Origin of the sequence: Planktotalea arctica (assembly GCF_002105285.1) — a bacterium.
In the GTDB taxonomy this organism is placed as follows: Bacteria; Pseudomonadota; Alphaproteobacteria; order Rhodobacterales; family Rhodobacteraceae; genus Planktotalea; species Planktotalea arctica.
Map to the genome: position 1 here is coordinate 152583 of NZ_MUHR01000013.1, position 17011 is coordinate 169593.

The following is a 17011-nucleotide window of genomic DNA, read 5'->3' on the forward strand; positions in this document are numbered from 1 at the left end:
AGTTTTCTTGGTTTGGCAGAACTGAGTGACTGTCCTGAAACGAGAAACACGCGGGACGGGGGACATGGGAACAGTCTGTCCCACGTGTCTCTGGATCACTCGGACTGGTTACACGTCCACCTAAGTTCGGTGAACACTGGGGACTATCGCGCCGCCCTCGTTCTCCCACACTGATGTAGGTTGGTCTGGACCTATTATTTCCGGTAGTACCGGATGGAAGTTCACAAACTGGTGGAGTTTGGCCGACGTCCGGTTGATGATTGCCCGGGCGGCTCCACCCAGTGTTTCGCGGTTTTCTGCCGTTGACTTAAGAAAACGCACAGAAATGGCGGAAACAGGAAATGTAACCTCGATATCTTCACCTCCAAGTGCTGTTTGCACTCCACCGAATTGATCCAGAAGCCCCAGCATTGCCGTGTTCTCGCTGTGGACCAGGGCATTGAACTCGGTAATTCGACCTTGCCTCGCGAATTTCGCCAGCGCGCCAAGGAGAAGACTGCCCAGCCCCTGACGCTGATAGTGATCGGCAATGGTGATCGCGATCTCAGCGACATGTTTTTGATCGGGTAGCCGTATATATCGCGCGATGCCAATCGGTTCTGGCGTTGGTCCATCTCTGAGCAAAGCGCCTACCGCGACGTGGTCCGGGCCGTTTGTGGCTGTGAACGTGTCCAGTTCTTTCTCGGTGAGGTTTTTGTGCGCCCCCAGAAACCGAAAATATCTCGCACGATCGGACAAATGCGCGAAACCAATCTCCAATAGGTGGCGATCTGTCGATGTCACTTCCCTCACGAGCACGGACGCGCCGTTTTTGAGGGTTGTTGGGAAGTGCGTGAGTTTCACTGCTTGCCTCGAAGGTCAGATACGCCTTGTTGCTCTGCAAAAGTTTCATCTGTCGCGCCTTGCCGCGCTTTGGGCTTATCTTCTAGAATGCGTGTCCCCGCACGGCCCTCGATGATGGCGCGGGCATCTGTCAGCTGTCCTATTCCGGCGAGTTTGCCACTGACGGTTGTGAAGGCCACCGCAGCGGCAACCTTTGGACCCATCGACCCGGGTGGAAGGTCAAGGTTCCCAAGTTTTGACGGAGTGGTCGTGCTGATGGCGGTCTGATTGGGAGCGCCAAAATCTCGGTAGACGGCTGGTACGTCAGTCAGCAGCAAAAGCGCGTCTGCGTCGAGGCCGAGGGCCAGAAGGGCTGACGTTCGGTCCTTGTCGATGACCGCCTCGACGCCCTCCATGTCACCGCTCGCGTTTCGAATGACGGGAATGCCTCCACCGCCCGCGCAGATGACGATATGCTCAGCGTCCAAAAGAACCTTTATGGCGTCCAAACCGATGATGCGAAGGGGCATGGGCGAGGGAACGATCCGGCGCATGCCGCCGGTTGCTTCCTGCACCATCTGCCAGCCGTGATCGCTGACAGCCAACGCGGCTTCTTTTTCAGTATAGACAGGACCGATGGGCTTGCTGGGGGTGCCAAAGGCAGGGTCTTTCGGGTCCACCTCCACACGGCTGAGGAGGGTTGCACAGCGCGAACCTTTTGGGAGCGCGTTCATCAATTCTTGTTCGATCAAGTAGCCAATCATGCCGTCTGTCTCAGCGCCCAGCACATCCAGCGGCCATGGTTTTTGAGGATCATAGGACGCACCTTGGAGGGCCAGCAAACCAACCTGTGGTCCGTTGCCATGGGCCACGATGATTTCATGGTCACGCGCCAGATCAGCAAGCGCAAGTGCCGCAAGCCTTACGTTCGTCCGCTGAACGGCTGCGGTCAGCGGCTCACCTCTGCGCAATAATGCATTTCCGCCAAGGGCCACAACGATGCGCATGTCAGGCCCCCATTGTGGCGACGAGGACCGCCTTGATCGTATGCATCCGGTTTTCTGCCTGATCGAATACGACAGAGGCGGCGCTTTCAAACACCTCTTCGGTCACTTCCATGCAGTCGATGCCGAACTTTTGGAACGTCGCCTCGCCCACTTCGGTGTCGCGGTTGTGGAAGGCGGGCAGGCAATGCATGAATTTGGCGTAAGGGTTCTTGGTCTTTTCCATCACCTCGGTTGTCACGCGATAAGGCGACAGCAGTGCGATCCGCTCTTCCCAGACGTCATCAGGTTCACCCATCGAGACCCAGACATCGGTGTAGACGAAATCGGCCCCTTCCAACCCTTCGGCATGCTTCTCGGTCAGGGTGATCCGCGCGCCCGTGGCCTCGGCAATGGTGCGGCATTGCGCGACAAGCTCTGCATCGGGCCAGCAGCTTTGTGGGCCACACAGGCGGATATCCATGCCGATCAGGGCGGCACCGACCATCAGGCTTGAGCCCATGTTATTTCCCGCATCCCCCATGAAGCAAAATGCGATATCTGAAAGATGCTTGTGCGTGAATTCCTTCATGGTCATCAGGTCAGCGAGGATCTGGGTGGGATGAAATTCATCCGTCAGCCCGTTGAAAACCGGTACGCCGGAAAACTCCGCCAGCACCTCTGCATCCTTTTGGCCAAAACCGCGATACTCGATCCCGTCATAGAAGCGGCCAAGAACGCGGGCGGTGTCTTTCATCGTTTCCTTGTGGCCGATGTGGCTGCCGGATGGACCCAGATAGGTGACATGGGCGCCTTGATCATAGGCTGCGACTTCAAAACCGCTGCGGGTGCGGGTGCTGTCCTTTTCAAAGATCAGAGCGATGTTCTTGCCTTCGAGCATGGGTCGTTCATATCCGCCTGCCTTGGCCATCTTGAGGGAGGCCGCGAGTTGCAACAAGTGCCGTATTTGGTCTGGCGTGAAATCGAGCAGCTTAATGAAACTGCGTCCGCGAAGGTTCTGTGGCATTAAATGTTCCTTGAAGAATGAGTGCATTGGGTAGGGTATTGGTGTGCCATCACGCGGGTTGCGATATGTTGGCTTGCCACACGGCGGCTCCAAGCCAGATCATCGCCGCGATGATTGAGATGGCACCGACCAGAACCAGATAGAACGGTGCGCCAAATGCGAATTCAGCGACAATACCAACTGGCATCAACATGCCCGCCAACCCGAGCCAAGAGATCCAACGTGCGGAAAATGCGTTCAGCGGCAGTTTTAGGATCAGGTAGCCGATCATGATGTTGAGCAGAGCAAAGAGGTTGCCGTGCACATGTGCCAGACGCGATTCAAAGTGCGTTCCAGTCGAATAGTCGGCGATCCATTGCGCGCGGCTCGGTGCAAAATCGCGCAGATAGATCAACCCAAAACCGTAAAGCATGAAAGCTGCCAGTAGGAACAATCCGGCCACGATGTTCTTTTTTCCATAGGTCATATGGCGTCTTCCATTTCTGTTAGGTTTCAGGTGCGGTTTGGCGGCAAGACCTCGTAAATAGAGTGCGATTGTGATCCATGTGCCTGCGCGCAGGATCATGGCACCCACAGTGCGCATCTCGTACGGGTTGCCTTGCAAAATGTGCCAACCAAGCAATGCAAATACTGCGACAATTGCGAGGGCCATTGCGATAGCTGCCCAATTCGCCCATGCCTTGCGCAGCGAAATGCCTAAACCAATTGCCATGTAGGCGAAGCCGGACAGAAAATTGAACCACAGCACGAAAGGAACGGCGTCGCCCGCTGCTGCACGCGCGGCGGACGGGCCAAACAGAGCGCGGCCACCGGACACAATTGTCAAAGCTCCAAATGCCAGCGCCACAGCGGCTGCGATCCAAATGCCTTTAGGCACCTCTTTCAATGTGGCTTGTTTTGGTGTCACAGGGTGTTCCTTCAAACAGCGTCGCGGATCAGGGGGCAGGTCATGCAATGTGATCCACCGCGTCCACGCCCCAGTTCTGATCCGGGTATCGTGATGACCTCGACGCCCGCTTTGCGCAGGAGGGTGTTTGAGAAGACGTTGCGCTCGTAGCCGACGACAACGCCCGGCTCGAGGCAGAGCAGATTGTTGGCATCGTCCCATTGTTCGCGAGCGGCCTCATAGGCGTCGCCGCCTGTTGGCACGGTGCGAAGTTTCTTGATATTCAAAGCATCCGCGACCACATCGAGGAAGGGTTTTGTTTCAACCTCGACGGCAATGGTTTTGTGGTCCGTTTGGCGCAGGCTTGTGCAGCGGATTGCATCTGTCACTTCGGAAAAGACCGTGACCAGATCACGGTCACAGAAGGTGAAGACCGTATCTAAATGCATCGCACTGCGGGATTTAGGGAACTGGCAGGCTATAACGCGGGTTGCACCGCCGCCTGCAAAAAGCCCACGCGCGATCTGGCCCACGGCCTGAGGCGTCGTCCGCTCGCCCATGCCAACGAGGACAGTGCCATTGCCGATTGGCATCACGTCGCCGCCCTCGACCGTGGCAGGCCCGTGGTCTTGTCTTGGATCACCCCACCAGATGGGAAACCCGGCATCCTTGAAATCCGGGTGAAACCGATAAATCGCGGCAAGGTTCAGCGTCTCTAACCGCCTTGCAGGCCAGTGCATCGGGTTGAGTGTAACACCGCCGTAAATCCAACAGGTTGTATCGCGGGTGAAGATGTGGTTAGGCAAGGGGGGCAGGATGAAATCAGCCGGATCCAGCATGGGGGCCAGTACGCCCTTGGCGGTAATCGGTAACTCTGCCTTGCTCATCCCGCCGATTAGAATAGTGGATAGCAGATCGGCGGGGATTTCCATCAGATGGGCCATGAGATCCTCAGCAAGGCCGATGCCAACGGTATTGTCAGTAATGCGCGCCTCCAAAAGCCAGCGGCGGGCTTCCATGTCGGCCAATGTCTCGGCCAAGAGTTGGCGCAGGAACACGACCTCGACCCCGCGATTGCGCATCGCATCAACAAAGGTCATGTGCTCGATGCGCGCCTGTTTGACCCAGATCACATCATCAAACAGCAGCTCGGCGCAGTTGGCGGGTGTCAGCCTTGCCATGGCAGCACCGGGTTTATGCACCAGAACGCGGCGCAGTTTGCCCGCCTCTGAGTGAAGGCCGTAGGCCAATGAAGCATCGTGTGTCATGTTGGGGTTCCTTGAAGCAGCACGCCAAGACTGAGGGCGGCCATGATGATGACGGTGAGGCCCAGCAGCACGGGCCAGACAAAGCGCAGCCAGCGCTCATAAGGAACGCGCGCGATGGCGAGCCCGCCCATGACTACGGCAGAGGTGGGAGTGACGAGGTTGACGACGCCGGTCGCAGATTGAAATGCGGTAACAATTAGGCTGCGCTCGACCCCGGCAAAGTCGCCAACCGGCGCGAGGATCGGCATCGACAAAACGGCAAGACCTGACGTCGAGGGTACGAAGAAGGCCATCACCACTTCGATCCAGTACATCACGTTGATAAACACGATTCGATTGAGGCCCGCGACTGTACCTTCCGCCCAATGCAGGATGGTGTCGGTCATATGACCGGCGTCCATGATAACGACGATACCGCGTGCAAGCCCGATAATGAGCGCGACACCCAGAAGGTCGCGCGCACCGCCGACGAAGGCCTCGACCATACCTTTTTCGCCCAGACGCCCGATAAGGCCGATGCCGATTCCGGCGAATAGGAACAGCCCGCTCATCTCAGCCATCCACCATCCGCCCAGCGACACGCCCCAGATCATGACGGCGAAGGTGGCCCCAAAAAGCAGCAGGACGATTTTATGCAGACCGGTAAAGTCAGAGATGACCGCCTCGGCCGTGCCAAAATGCGCCTCGTTCGCGGCCTTCAGATCATAGACAAACGACTTAGAAGGATCGGCTTTGACCCTTGCAGCATAGCGCATGACATAGGCCACGGTGGCCGCAAAAGTGATGCCAAGGATGACAAAGCGCAGCATCAGCCCATCGGTAAACGGGACACCTGCCGCGTCCGACGCAATGACGGTAGAGAAGGCGTTCACGGTCGAGCCAAGCACACCGATGCCAGCGCCCAATAGGATCACCGCCACTGCTGTCATGGAGTCATAGCCTGCGGCGATCATGACGGGGGTCAGCAGCACGTAAAAGGCCAGTGTTTCCTCGGCCATGCCTTCGGTCGTGCCACCTATGGCGAACAGACCCATCAGGATCGGGATCATCCACTTTTCGCGGCCCTTGAGCCGGGTCATGGCGCGTTTGATGCCCGCGTCGATGGCCCCGGTGGCTGTGACCACGCCAATAAATCCGCCGATCATCAGCACGAACAACGCCACGTCGATCGCGTTCGCGGTATAGCTGCCAGGATCGTAAAAGCCTGCGATAGGGGCAAGGATGACATCGAAGACGCCCTGCGGGTTGGCCTCGGTGGGGGCATAGGTCCCCGCCACGGGGAGTTCCTTGCCAAGCGCCTCGGAGGCCACGCGTTCATATTGGCCCGCCGGGATCACCCATGTCAGGGCCGCGATGATCACGATCAGCGCGAACAGAATCGTATAGGCCGAGGGAAATGAGAGCCGTTTGGTGGTTTCGGGAGCGGGTGTTGTTGGATTTGCCATCTGGTGTCCTTTGTCGGCACGCATCGCAACGGCGATCGCGGCGGTTGGGACAATATTACCGGGGGCTGGCAGGTGCTGGACTGACTGAGGTTAGCTGCCTATCAGGATGCACTGCGGTACAGATGTGGGGGCCGGAATGGTCGAGCACACGAGTGCCAGAAACTAAGAATCCGCCCCGATTGGTTCGAGCGAAGGGACCAGATGTTTGCATCCACTCCAGAGACTACATACTTTACGTTCACACAATGTCCGGTTTTAAATCTCGGACTGGTTGGATTGAGTTGTTATGAAGAAACACGATACTGGAGTGTGCAGGCTGACAAGAAAGCGCGGGAAGTACGTTAAATCCCATATTGTCCCAAAGGCGCTGACGCCAAAAGAGGTTCCAGGCGGCCCGATGTTTCAATCGGACGGCCAAGAACGTCCCAAAAAACGCTTTGATAGTTGGTATGACCAACAGCTCGTAATCCGAAAAGGCGAAGATATTCTCGCGTCAATTGACGATGATGCGATTAAAGAAATTCAGCGGCTGAAACTTGCATGGAAGTATTGGGACGATGTTTCCGAACTTGAGATGGAACCATTCGGGGCTGGGGCTGCTATTGGGCTAAGATCGCTTAGCGACGTCGATCACATTACGCTGGCTAAGTTCGCAACTAGTATCCTCTGGCGTGCGGGCGCTTCCGGAATGATGGATTTACAGAGCTTTCAGGTTTCGGAAGCGCTTCTCGAACAGGCCAGAGAAGTAGTACTTGGGCATTGCGAATTCGATCCGAAAATATTTCCGATCAAGGTTTTCCAGTTTGCCACAAAAGGCCCGTTGCACAACCTTACTCCCATGAATCATGAAATGATTCGACCTGATGGATCGACAGAGAAATTCTTTCGGGTCTTTGCTAATGGCCTTTTCTTTCACATTACTGACACGGTATCGTCTCAGCCTTACGATCTTGGAAAAGAAACCTGGTATCTTGGCAATTCTGGCAGGCTCGACGTGATCTGTATGGATTTCGAGAAATCCGCTCAGAGTGAATTTGTTACTTCAGTTTTTCAGCACTTCGCTTCACTGAAGAACAGTGGTGGCAAGAGAACTTAGGACGGTTCAGCCAGCCATAGCAAACATCCGACCAGTATGCGGCATCTGTTGCGATGCGCTCACAGCCGAACTTTCCCAAACTCACCCTTCGCCCATATCCACTACCGGCGTCTGCTGGTGGCTCAGCCGCAACCATGTGCCTTCATCGTTCAGGTAGGTCGAGGTGCAAAGCGCCTCATAGATCGGCAGGTCGCTCCGTTCTGCGGACACGCGGTACGCCAGAACAGCAATGTTGACCTGTCGTGATATATGACGCTCACTCATCACGACCGTGCGCCATCTCTGCGCGACATCAGCCTCTCTCCAGAGGGCATCACCGCGCAGGATCCCGACGGGGTAGGGGAACACAAAGACGGCGTCTTTTGCGGTCATATTGCGGGCGCTTTCAGCTCCGCTCGTCCAGAAACGCTCTTCGAGATTCCATAGGGTGTCATCCGGTGTCATGCCGCGCCCTTGTCAATGTCCGACATCTCCCGGAATTGCTTGATATTTGCATCTCAGTTCCCTTGAGCCAGCGTTACGATCCAGCCAAGAAAAAGGGCTGCTGCGATGATCCAATAGACGGGCGCGCCGGTTGGCAGTTTCACAGATTGAGCGACCGAGCCATTTCCGGAGGGTCCCGTGGTTTTTGCTCGATTTGGCAGAAAGGCCAGCAGTCCCGACGCAACGCGACCTTGATCCGATAGCAGCGTGGGCACGTCCTCGAAACGGGCCAATAACGCTACCAGTCTTTGCCGTGCCGGGGCCTCTTGCATCTTGGCCAGATCAGACGCCTCATTCCACGGATCGACGTTCAGTCGGGCAAGCATCGACAGGACAGACACGCTGGTGCCTGTTCGGTCTTCACCGACCGGTGCCCCAAGAAAACGCTCAAAGGCCGGATCTTGGCCCAACTGGGTCATGGACATCGCCATTGTATTCTCCTGTCCTGTGATTGGCAGAAATGGTTTAGCCGCGCGATTGTCTGTACATTTTGTGACAGGGTAAGCCTTGATGTGCCGTGCTGCGCTGATGCAGATCAGGGCTTAAGACGCGTAGGAGCAGTCTTGGCGCTGGTCAACGCATGGGTTGCCCGCGCGACGATGATCTCTTCGTCAGTTGGGATGACCAGCACGTCAACTTCGGAACTCAGGGAGCCGATGCGGGTGGCATGTCTGTCGTTTGCGTCGGTGTCGATCTCCACACCCATCCAGAGCAGACGATCGCAGATGCGACGACGCACGAGGGCAGAATTTTCGCCGATCCCAGCGGTAAAGACGATGGCGTCGATCCCGCCAATGGCGGTTGCGAGCCGGGCCAATTCACCTGCTGCACGATAACAGAATAGGTCGATCGCTTCCTGTGCTGGGGCTGAGGCAATTGCTTCTAGGGCGGCCATGTCATTGCTGATGCCTGACACACCGAGAAGACCGGATTTCGTATAGAGCAACGATGTGACGTCCTGCGCGGTTAGTCCTTTTTCCTGCATCAAATACAACACGACGCCCGGGTCGAGCGCGCCGCAGCGACGGCCCATCATCAGCCCATCCAGAGCGGTGAACCCCATGCTTGTTGCAACACTGCGTCGGCTCAACATCGCGCACATGCTGGCTCCGCTGCCCAGATGGGCGACAATCACACGCCCATCGGCACGGCCGCCAAGATGGGTAGGTAGGGTGCCAGCGATGTAATCATAGGACAGACCGTGGAAGCCATAACGCAATATACCCTCGTCAGTCATTGCACGGGGCAGAGCAAAGAGTTGCGACAGCCGACTTTGCGTCCGGTGAAAGCTGGTGTCGAAGCAGGCGACCTGCGGCAGACCCGGATCGGAGGCGGCTACGCAGCGGATTGCCGTCAGATTATGCGGTTGGTGCAGTGGCGCAAGCGGCACCAGCGTTTCGAGATCAGTCAGCAGCACATCGGTGACCCGCGCCGGTTCGGCGTGCGTGCGCCCGCCATGCACCACGCGATGCCCGGCGGCCCGGATCGTGACACCGCCACGGTTGGAGTTCAGCCAGTCCAATAATTTTGGAATTAGATCGTCTAGACCTGCCGACGGCTCAAGCGGCATCGGACTGGCCTGTGGGACTGCAACCCCCACACTTTTGCGTACCGAAAAGACCGGGTTTGTGCCGATCCCTGCGATCTTGCCGCGTAGTATCGGTGGTGGGCTGCCCGGTGCATAGGGATACACTGCGAACTTGAGGCTGGAAGAGCCCGCGTTCAGCACAAGGATGGCGTCTGTCATGGCAATGTCGATGGTTGGTGGTTGATGAACAGCTGCGCCAATGCGCAGGAGGCAAGCCGCGACACCGTGCTGTCGGCCCGGCTGGTCAAGATGATCGGCACCCGTGCGCCCAGCACGATGCCTGCTGCATCGGCACCGGCCAGATAGATCAACTGCTTGGCCATCATGTTAGCGGCCTCCAAATCCGGGGCGACGAGGATGTCTGCAATGCCCGCCACATCCGACACGATCCCTTTGGCAGCGACCGCTACTGGAGAGATGGCATTATCAAAAGCTAATGGACCATCCAGCAACCCACCGGTGATCTGGCCCCGATCCGCCATTTTGCACAAGGCGGCGGCGTCCAACGTCGAGGTTATTCGGGGGTTCACAGTCTCAACTGCTGAAAGGATTGCGACCTTTGGCAGTGGCGTCCCTAGCGCGAGTGCCAGGTCAATGGCGTTTTGGACAATGTCGCGTTTGACCCTGAGATCAGGATAGATGTTGATCGCGGCATCTGTGATCAGCAGGGGTTTGGGATAGGTCGGCACGTCCAGCACATAGACATGGCTCATCCGCCGCTCGGTGCGCAGGCCAAGGGTGGTATCGACGATCGCTTCCATCAACTCATCCGTGTGCAGCGCTCCTTTCATGAGGGCATCCACTGTGCCCGCCCTGACAAGGGCCACAGCTGCAAGGGCTGCGGCATGGCTATGGGGCGCGTTGACAACCTCAAATCCCTTAAGGCTGAGCCCAGCCTCTTGTGCCGCAGCTTCGATCTTTGCCTTTGGTCCGACCAGAACGGGAAGAATAATCCCTTGCCGACTGGCCTCTAGCGCGCCGCTCAGGGACAGCGCATCGCAAGGATGCACAACGGCGGTCCGAACCGGTTCCAGATCCTCGGTCGCTGCGATCAGCCTGGCATATTGCGCGCCTTGGACATGCAGATGGACCTCGGGCAGGACGACGCGCGGGCGGCGCACCTTTTCGCGTGGAGCGATGACACGGGCCACGCCTTCGATGACTGATCTGCCGTCTTGGTTGAGGCAGGTGCAGGCGAGCAGCAGGCGGTCTTTCTCAAGCTTTTCCGTCACTTCAACCCGTACGGTGACCGTATCGCCAAGCCCGACCGGAGCCTCGAATGTCAGGCTCTGGTTTAGGAAAATCGTGCCGGGGCCGGGCAACTCGGTCCCTAGTACGGCCGAAATGAGCGCGCCACCCCACATGCCATGGGCAATCACACCGTGGAACATGTCTGACTTGGCGTATTCGGCATCGACATGCGCTGGGTTCACGTCGCCGGACATAACGGCGAACAATTCGATATCCTGCGGCTTCAACGTCCGCGTCAGTTCCGCGTGGTCGCCCACTGCAATCTCGGCGTAAGTCTTGTTCTCGATATACTGCATCGGTTCAGGCGCGGACATGCAGGCCTCCGTCGACATAAGTGACATCGCCAGTGACGCTGCGCATGCCGTCGCTTGCCAGCATGACTGCCACATCCCCCACATCCTTGATCGTCATAAGATTCTGCTCGGGTGCGCGACTTCGTGCGGCGTCGATCAACGCGTCAAAATGGGCGATACCGGAGCCTGCGCGTGTTTGCAGCGGCCCTGGCGAGATCGCGTTGACGCGGATGCCTTTGGGGCCAAGTTCAACCGCAAGGGCGCGCATGGTCCCCTCAAGGGCGGCTTTGATTGGTCCCATGATATTGTAGTGGTCAACGACTTTTTCGCCGCCGTAATACGTCATGGTCAGGATCGTGCCACCCTTTGTCATCAACGGTTCGGCGAGCTGTGCCATGCGGATCAGCGAGTGGACCGAGATGTCCATGGCCTGTGCAAAGCCCGCGCGGGAGCAATCAACAACCCGACCGTGCAGGTCTTTTGCCACGCAAAAGGCGATGGAGTGGACAAGAACATCGAGCCGCCCCCAGCGAGCGTCGATCGCCGCAAAAACGGCGTCCATCTGCCCCTCGGCTTCGACGTCGAGTGGCAGTAGCAGCTTTGCTCCCACGGCGTCGGCAACTGGCTGCACGTAGGGTTTGGCCGTCTCGTTCACATAGGTCATTGCGATCTCGGCCCCCGCATCAGCGAAGGCCTGCGCACATCCGGCTGCGATGGAATGGGCGTTCGCAACCCCAACCACCAGCACGGTTTTGCCCTCCAGCGACTTCATCGCTGCATGACATAGGAGCCGGGCGCATCACATAGCGCCTTGTAGGTGCCCGACGTTGTACCCATGCTTGGTGGTGCGGCGAGCGCACTTGATCGCGCGGCAAGCCAACTGGCGAAGTCAGTCCACCATGAACCGTCTTCGGCCGCGTTTTTCTCAATCCATTCGGCGGGATCGCGGTAGGTGGCATTAGCTTTGGTCTCAGCGATCCGGAAATGCCGTCCCGCATGGCCGGGCTCTGAGACAATGCCTGCATTGTGTCCGCCGCTTGTGAGCACAAAAGTCACATCCGTATCAGCCAGAAGCTGCATCTTGTAGACTGATTGCCAAGGGGCGACATGGTCATCCTCGGTGCCGACGGCAAAGATCGGCGCGCGGATATCAGAGACGGCAATGGCTTTGCCCCCGACATGATATCGGCCTTCGGCCAAGTCGTTATTGAGAAAAAGCTTGCGCAAATATTCGGAATGCATCCGAGCCGGCATCCGTGTGGCGTCGGCGTTCCACGCCATCAGATCGAAGGCATCGCTGCGCTGTCCCAGCAGATAATTGTGGATCGCAGGCGCCCAGATCAGATCACGGGCGCGCAGCAGCGCGAAGGCACCGGCCATCTGATCCGAGGAGAGATAGCCCTTTTCGGCCATCATGTCCTCGATCAGCGTGACCTCACTGTCATTGATGAACAGGCGCAGCGGTCCGGCTTCGGTGAAATCGACCTGTGCTGCAAGGAAGCTGGCCGACGCCAGACGCGCGTCACCGTCCCGGCCCATCGCCGCCGCTGCGATCGAGAGCAGGGTGCCACCAAGACAATAGCCGACAGCGTGCAGCTTGGGCGCTTTTGTGATGGCGAGGGCGGCATCAATGGACTCCATCACGCCAAGCTGGCGGTAGTCTTCCATGCCCAGATCGCGGTCTTCCGCGCCGGGATTTTTCCATGAAACGATGAATACGGTAAAGCCTTGGGCCACAAGAAACGCGACCAGCGAATTCTGTGCCGACAGGTCGAGGATGTAGTATTTCATGATCCAGGCTGGCACGATCAGGATCGGCTCTGGCCGAACTGTGTCGGTCGTAGGCGTATATTGAATCAACTCGATCAGGTTGTTGCGGAACACCACCTTGCCGGGCGTGGTCGCCAGATTGCGCCCCACCTCAAAGACTTGCGGTCCAGCGGGCGGTGCGGTTCCGGTTTTCGCGATCAGGTCTTCGGTCAGATTCTTCACACCGCGCACAAGGTTCTGACCATGCTCAGTAAGAGTGGCCGAGATCACGTCCGCGTTGGTCATGGCAAAGTTCGACGGTGCGGCCGTGTCGGTCATCAGACTGGCCACGAACCCCATGAGGTTCTCATGTTCGGGCGTCACACCGTGCACGCCGGTCATGGCGTCCTGCCACCAAGCCCAGGACTGCTGATGTGCCTGAGACCAGACGTTGAATGGGTATTTCTGCCAGGCTTCACCGGCGAACCGACGGTCGGGGTTCAGGGCCAGCGATGTGTCTTGCGCAGCCTCTGGCTTACCGATACCAAGGCTGGCCATCCAAACGGTCTGAGCGTTCTGCAGTGCCTTTTCCATCAGGTGCAACTGCTTGCCCGGCGAGACGGCGAGGTGGGTTGCCCAGTCCATCCACGCCTCGGCCAGCACCGAAGGTGAGAGCCCTGAGGTTGCCTTTGCGACGCTTGCGTGGGCCATCCGGTCAAGCGTTTCAAAGGGCGCGAGCGAAGGCGGTTTTTTAGGGTCAACGGCGTGTCTTTTGATCTCCGACGTCTGAGTGGATGGGGCCGGTTTATCTGCGCGAGACGCGATCAGTTTGGGTTGTGTTGACATGGCTTGTCCTCCGGGTAACGACGCGACTGGCGCATCCTTTTCCGGACATCTAATGCGTTTGCTGCACTGCGGCGTTGATCTGGGTTAGTGTCTGGGCAGAATTGATCACCGTCTTCGGCTATGATTGGCCCTAAGGTTTAGGGTGTAGATATTAACGCCTGTCACGCGCGGTGACGGCACCGGTGCCAAGTTCGATAATTTCCGCCGTAATCGCCTCCTGCCGCACACGGCGCAGGGTCGCTTGAAACGTCTCCAGTTCACGTGCGATTTGAGTCCCTGCGGACGACATGGCTTCCATCCGCGCTTCGTTTTCAGCGGCAAAAGCGTGGAGCGCCGCCTTGCAGACTTGCGCGTTGAAGTAATCCTGACCGAGCGAAGCGATCAGGGTGCTTGGCGATAACTGCATCAGGGGGCGGTCTTGCGATGCAGGCGGAAGATTGGCCAGATCGATCGGAAACAGATGTTGCCGGACAAGGGCAGGGCGGCCTGCCTGCCAGCCGGTGAAGATTACATCGAGACAGTCAATGCGCCGCGCTGCGACCGCCGCGTAGATTGCCGTTGTGATCTCGCCTGCCAATTTCGGAATGCCGGGCGTGTGGGAGGGCAGGGGTGCGCTCCAATGCGGTTTCATACCGCGTGCTGTCGCAATAGATAGCCCCCTCGTGCCGATGAGGAACAAGGTTTCGGTGCCCGATGCCCCGTTGATGCTGTCGAGCACACGTTCGCTGAATGCGCCTGCGAAACCTTGCTCGGCACAAAAGACGAGTAGACCCATTCGGTTGCCCGCGTCTTGGTCGGGGCCAGTTTTGGCGATGTCAGGCCCAAGAACACGCGACATCGCCATAGCAATGGTTGCGGCGTAACTGTCCACGGCGTCAACTTGCCCTCGGGCGACATGCGCACGGGCAGCGGCGATGCCTTTCATGGCATTCACCACCGCGCCCAACTCGCGAATACCTTCGATCCGGGCGCTGATATCGGCCAGTCTTTCGGTCATGGGCCGTCTGCTGCGGCTGTGTCTGTCTTCGCCGCTGTCTGCTCTCCGCCCAGTGACGTGGCGAGTTCGGCGAGCGTTTCCATCAGGCGCTCGCGAACTTTATCGTCAAGGTCTCCTGTCTCGGTCAGAGCTTTGAGCATCTCGGGCGCGTTCTTGTCCAGATGCGCTGGTAGACCTGTCCGATAGGCGGCCACCGCCGCAAGCGGCAAGGGATCCAGCAGCCCGGCCTGCACTGCGAGCATAAGTGCGACTTCATCCACCAAACGGAACGGCATATGCTGGGATTGACGCAGCGCTTCACGGATCCGCGCGCCACGGGTCAGCTGCTCGCGGACGCGGCCATCGGGCATGCCGCCGAAGCGAGTAAAGACCTCAAGTTCCAGAAACTGCGCATAGTCCAGACGCAGCGTGCCTGCGGCTTTGCGAAGGATAGGTGCCTGTGTCTTGCCGCCGACGCGGCTGACGCTCAGGCCAACATCCACGGCCGGTTTCTGACCCTGATGGAACAAGGCGGCGTCCAGGACGATTTGTCCATCGGTGATCGAGATCAGGTTGGTTGGTATGTAGGCCGACAAGTTGCCTGAATCAGTCTCTGCAATCGGTAGGGCCGTCAGTGACCCGCCGCCGCGGTCTTTGGACAGTTTAGCCGCCCGTTCCAGAAGTCGTGCATGGATGTAGAAGACATCACCGGGATAGGCCTCGCGACCCGGCGACTGACGGGTGAGGAGTGCGATTTCACGGTGGGTGGCGGCGTGTTTGGATAGATCATCAATGATGATCAGCGCATGCTGGCCCTTGTCGCGGAAGTATTCGGCCATGGTCATGCCTGCATAGGGTGCAATCCATTGCAGACCCGGCGCCTCAGACGAGCCCGCCACGACGACGATACAGCGTGCAAAATTGCCCTGTGCCTGAAGCGCATCGATGGCGCGGCGGACGCTGGATGTCTTCTGCCCCACGGCGACGTAGATGCAGATCATGTCGCTGTCACGTTGCGCGATCAGCGCGTCTATGGCCAGCGTCGTCTTACCCGTCGAATGATCGCCGACGATCAACTCGCGCTGGCCTCGGCCAAGCGCAAAAAGCGTATCCATCACCACGATACCGGTCTGGACAGGTTCTGTTACCAGATCCCGTTCGATAATAGAGGGCGCGGGTCGTTCTATTGGCAGATGTGTCTTGGCCTCTACGGGCCCTTTGCCGTCTAGGGCGCGTCCCAGCGGGTCCACGATCCGACCCAACAGCGCCTCGCCAACTGGAACATTCACAACCTCGCCGGTCCCGAAAACCGCGTCACCCGCTTCCACATCCGTGGCGGCGTCCAGAAGAACACATCCGATCAGATCGGGGTCGAGCACGCGGGCGAAACCCGTCTGACCGCCCTCAAAACGCAAGACCTCATCAAGTCGCACATCGCGCAGTCCGGAGATCATGGCAACGCCGTCGCCGATCTCTTCGACCCGCCCCTTGTGCATGGTGCGAGGGCCAAGGGCTGTGTTCTTCAATGCGTCTGCTGTTCTCGCGACCCAGTTTGACGTGTCAGGCGGCATCTTTCACCGCCTTCCGGACCTGTTTTAAGTCCTCAGCCCACGAGTTGTGGAGGGTGAAGTGCGGGCTGCGCAGCTCCAGACCGGCAATCAGGTCGGGATCGGTGGTGAAACGTATCTCTGTGGTGCCGCCTAAAGCGGTCTGAATTTCTTTTTCGACCTTCCCCTGCTCCGCCCCAGTATCGGTCGCCGAAACGATCTCGATGCCTTTTGGATCACTCGCTAGTGCTTTGCGGTCGGCGGCGGGCATATCTGCGATGGCGTCCACCAGTTGCGACAGAAAGGCGGATTGTACAGTGGGACCGTTCAGGCGTTCCAGCAGCCGGGCGGCAATTTTGAGCGACAACTCCGAGGCCTGGGCGTCATTGGCTTTGCGGGCGGCTGCGGCTTCATGGTTGATGGTGTCTTTCGCTGTGGCCAATATCGCCTCGGCTTTGGTGCGGGCCTCGGCGAGGGTGGATTTTGCTGCGGATTCAGCTTCTATCCTTGCCGCATCGCGCATCGCGGCGCGTTCTTCTGCGATGCCGGCGCGGGCCTTGGTGGCTTCGGCCAGTGCGGTGTCGGCCTTGGCCTGCGTGGCCTTTGCAGACCCGATCACCTCCTCTGCCGTTTCCTGACGCTTGGCAATGGCCGCCGCGACAGGACGCCAGAAGACCCGTGACAATAGCCAGATAAGGATCAGGACGTTGACCGCCTGCAGGCCGAGGCCCCAGAAATCGATTGTCATCGG

The 17011-nt window shown here is 58.3% G+C and carries 16 protein-coding genes; 1 reads left to right on the forward strand and 15 read right to left on the reverse strand.

The window, feature by feature from the left end; all coding sequences use genetic code 11:
- Positions 1 to 120: 120 nt before the first annotated feature.
- Genes B9P63_RS14070 through B9P63_RS14100 form a run of 6 tightly spaced genes read right to left on the reverse strand, consistent with a single transcriptional unit; the run spans position 121 to position 6431 of the window.
- The gene (locus tag B9P63_RS14070; protein WP_085309890.1) at positions 121 to 843 is read right to left on the reverse strand and encodes a GNAT family N-acetyltransferase; all 723 of its coding nucleotides are present in this window, start codon (positions 841 to 843) and stop codon (positions 121 to 123) included.
- Positions 840 to 1829, reverse strand: a complete 990-nt coding sequence (locus B9P63_RS14075) for a carbamate kinase (RefSeq protein ID WP_085309892.1) — start codon at positions 1827 to 1829, stop codon at positions 840 to 842. The genes B9P63_RS14070 and B9P63_RS14075 overlap by 4 nt, the downstream gene beginning before the upstream one ends.
- A 1-nt stretch (position 1830) precedes the next feature.
- The gene (gene argF, locus B9P63_RS14080; RefSeq protein WP_085309894.1) at positions 1831 to 2832 is read right to left on the reverse strand and encodes an ornithine carbamoyltransferase; all 1002 of its coding nucleotides are present in this window, start codon (positions 2830 to 2832) and stop codon (positions 1831 to 1833) included.
- Between the two features lie 49 nt (positions 2833 to 2881).
- Entirely contained in the window at positions 2882 to 3739 is an 858-nt protein-coding gene (locus tag B9P63_RS19450) for a hypothetical protein (RefSeq protein WP_245830682.1), read from the reverse strand.
- Between the two features lie 11 nt (positions 3740 to 3750).
- On the reverse strand, positions 3751 to 4986 hold the full coding sequence (gene arcA / locus B9P63_RS14095) for an arginine deiminase (protein ID WP_085309896.1): 1236 nt from the start codon (positions 4984 to 4986) through the stop codon (positions 3751 to 3753).
- The gene (locus B9P63_RS14100) at positions 4983 to 6431 is read right to left on the reverse strand and encodes a YfcC family protein (protein WP_085310065.1); all 1449 of its coding nucleotides are present in this window, start codon (positions 6429 to 6431) and stop codon (positions 4983 to 4985) included. Before B9P63_RS14100 ends, arcA begins: the two co-directional genes overlap by 4 nt.
- A 286-nt stretch (positions 6432 to 6717) precedes the next feature.
- On the opposite strand from B9P63_RS14100, the gene B9P63_RS14105 reads away from it, so the two are divergent.
- Positions 6718 to 7527, forward strand: coding sequence for a hypothetical protein (locus tag B9P63_RS14105; RefSeq protein WP_085309898.1), 810 nt, complete (start codon positions 6718 to 6720; stop codon positions 7525 to 7527).
- An 81-nt stretch (positions 7528 to 7608) separates the two neighbouring features.
- On the opposite strand, the gene B9P63_RS14110 is transcribed toward B9P63_RS14105, so the two are convergent.
- The 9 genes from B9P63_RS14110 to B9P63_RS14150 all read right to left on the reverse strand — a co-directional run bounded on the left by B9P63_RS14110 (position 7609) and on the right by B9P63_RS14150 (position 17008).
- Complete coding sequence (locus tag B9P63_RS14110; RefSeq protein WP_085309900.1) at positions 7609 to 7971, reverse strand: hypothetical protein; 363 nt, start codon at positions 7969 to 7971, stop codon at positions 7609 to 7611.
- Positions 7972 to 8024: 53 nt separating this feature from the next.
- Positions 8025 to 8441 (reverse strand): hypothetical protein, encoded by a 417-nt coding sequence (locus B9P63_RS14115; RefSeq protein ID WP_085309902.1) that lies wholly within the window; start codon positions 8439 to 8441, stop codon positions 8025 to 8027.
- 104 nt (positions 8442 to 8545) lie between these two features.
- Positions 8546 to 9757 carry an acetate/propionate family kinase gene (locus tag B9P63_RS14120; RefSeq protein ID WP_085309904.1) on the reverse strand — a complete coding sequence of 404 codons (1212 nt, stop codon included), beginning with the start codon at positions 9755 to 9757 and terminating at the stop codon, positions 8546 to 8548.
- On the reverse strand, positions 9754 to 11163 hold the full coding sequence (locus B9P63_RS14125) for a bifunctional enoyl-CoA hydratase/phosphate acetyltransferase (protein WP_217806509.1): 1410 nt from the start codon (positions 11161 to 11163) through the stop codon (positions 9754 to 9756). Before B9P63_RS14125 ends, B9P63_RS14120 begins: the two co-directional genes overlap by 4 nt.
- The gene (gene fabI / locus B9P63_RS14130) at positions 11150 to 11914 is read right to left on the reverse strand and encodes an enoyl-ACP reductase FabI (RefSeq protein WP_085309906.1); all 765 of its coding nucleotides are present in this window, start codon (positions 11912 to 11914) and stop codon (positions 11150 to 11152) included. Before fabI ends, B9P63_RS14125 begins: the two co-directional genes overlap by 14 nt.
- Positions 11911 to 13737, reverse strand: coding sequence for a PHA/PHB synthase family protein (locus tag B9P63_RS14135; RefSeq protein ID WP_085309908.1), 1827 nt, complete (start codon positions 13735 to 13737; stop codon positions 11911 to 11913). The genes fabI and B9P63_RS14135 overlap by 4 nt, the downstream gene beginning before the upstream one ends.
- Before the next feature lie 151 nt (positions 13738 to 13888).
- On the reverse strand, positions 13889 to 14734 hold the full coding sequence (locus B9P63_RS14140; RefSeq protein WP_085309910.1) for a F0F1 ATP synthase subunit gamma: 846 nt from the start codon (positions 14732 to 14734) through the stop codon (positions 13889 to 13891).
- A complete protein-coding gene (locus tag B9P63_RS14145; protein ID WP_085309912.1) occupies positions 14731 to 16284 on the reverse strand; it encodes a F0F1 ATP synthase subunit alpha in 1554 nt (517 codons plus the stop codon). The genes B9P63_RS14140 and B9P63_RS14145 overlap by 4 nt, the downstream gene beginning before the upstream one ends.
- The gene (locus tag B9P63_RS14150; RefSeq protein ID WP_085309914.1) at positions 16274 to 17008 is read right to left on the reverse strand and encodes a F0F1 ATP synthase subunit B; all 735 of its coding nucleotides are present in this window, start codon (positions 17006 to 17008) and stop codon (positions 16274 to 16276) included. The genes B9P63_RS14145 and B9P63_RS14150 overlap by 11 nt, the downstream gene beginning before the upstream one ends.
- Positions 17009 to 17011: the final 3 nt, after the last annotated feature.